This window comes from Tistlia consotensis USBA 355, assembly GCF_900177295.1.
GTDB lineage: Bacteria > Pseudomonadota > Alphaproteobacteria > Kiloniellales > DSM-21159 > Tistlia > Tistlia consotensis.
Genome location: NZ_FWZX01000087.1, coordinates 1 through 1,110 on the forward strand (window position 1 = coordinate 1; position 1,110 = coordinate 1,110).

The window sequence follows — 1,110 nt, forward strand, 5'->3', positions numbered from 1 at the left end:
CATGATCTGCGGCTCCATGGCGATGATCGCCGACACGAAGGCGCTCTGCGAGGGCGCCGGCCTGGCCGAGGGCTCCAACGCCAACCCTGGCGACTACGTCGTCGAGAAGGCCTTCGCCGGATAGCAGCCGCCCGCAGCCCCGGCTGCGTCCGACCGGACCTCGCCGGCCCGCTCTCCCCGCCCGGAGAGCGGGCCGGCTTCGTTTCGGAGGTGCCGAGGCGACCCTATCGCCAGGGCGCCTGCGACGCCGCCGCCCGGGCGTAGACCTCGGAGATCGCCGAGGGCTCGGCGCCGCTGCGCTCGAGCTGCTCGACCAGGGCGGCGATCACGCGCGGCAGCTCGGCGGCACAGGCCTCGCGCAGCGCTTCCGGCACGTGCCGGGCATCGCGCCAGTCGCAGAGCGTCTCGAAGACCGCCGCGAGCTGGCGGCCGGCCTCTTCCAGCCGCGCGCGGCGCAGCAGGTTGTGCGCGGCGTTGAGCCGGGCGTCGGCCAGGGCGCGGGCCGCCAGGTCGGGCCCGAGCTGGCCGGCCGCCGCCAGCAGCATCAGGCGGGCGGCGACCGCGCCCGCCCGCCCGTAGAGCGCCTGGGCCCGGTCGTGGGCGCCGCGGCTGAAGGCCTCGTTGCCGGCCTTGAGCGCGGTCGCGAAGGCCTCGGCATGGCGGAAGGCGCCGCTCGGGACGGCAGGACGCTTTCTGGAAGACAGCTGGGACATGTCGGGGGCTCGGAGCTCGCGAGGACGGCCGAGCATAGACTCCGCACTCCTATTTACAAATGATAATCATTTGCATTTAACTCGACTGCTCCCCACACCCTGGGGAAGCGACAGCGGCCGAGAGGGAGCCAGCAGCCTATGGGAGTCGAGAATCCGGTTCTGCCGAAGAGCCTCACCTGGGAGCACGTCCTCGACGTGCGCCACTGGACCGGGGAGCTCTTCTCCCTGCGCGTCACCCGGCCGCCCAGCTTCCGCTTCCGCTCCGGCGAGTTCGTCCTGCTCGGCCTGATGCTCGCGGGCCGGCCGCTGCTGCGCGCCTACTCGATCGCCAGCCCGTCCTGGGACGACGGCCTCGACTTCTACTCGATCAAGGTGTCCGACGGGCCGCTGACCTCGC

1 protein-coding gene and 1 pseudogene are annotated in these 1,110 nt (G+C 72.4%); one reads left to right on the forward strand and one right to left on the reverse strand.

Going from position 1 to position 1,110, the window contains the following annotated elements; genetic code table 11:
• Positions 1-224: 224 nt before the first annotated feature.
• The gene (locus B9O00_RS32210; RefSeq protein ID WP_085127566.1) at positions 225-713 is read right to left on the reverse strand and encodes a DUF2753 family protein; all 489 of its coding nucleotides are present in this window, start codon (positions 711-713) and stop codon (positions 225-227) included.
• A 138-nt stretch (positions 714-851) separates the two neighbouring features.
• Here B9O00_RS32210 and B9O00_RS32215 point away from each other — a divergent pair.
• A pseudogene (locus B9O00_RS32215) lies at positions 852-1,110 on the forward strand (ferredoxin--NADP reductase); the annotation flags it as partial.

Excerpts from the sequence above, each read along its gene's own strand:
- B9O00_RS32210 (WP_085127566.1), bottom strand. The coding sequence starts at position 713 with ATGTCCCAGCTGTCTTCCAGAAAGCGTCCTGCCGTCCCGAGCGGCGCC.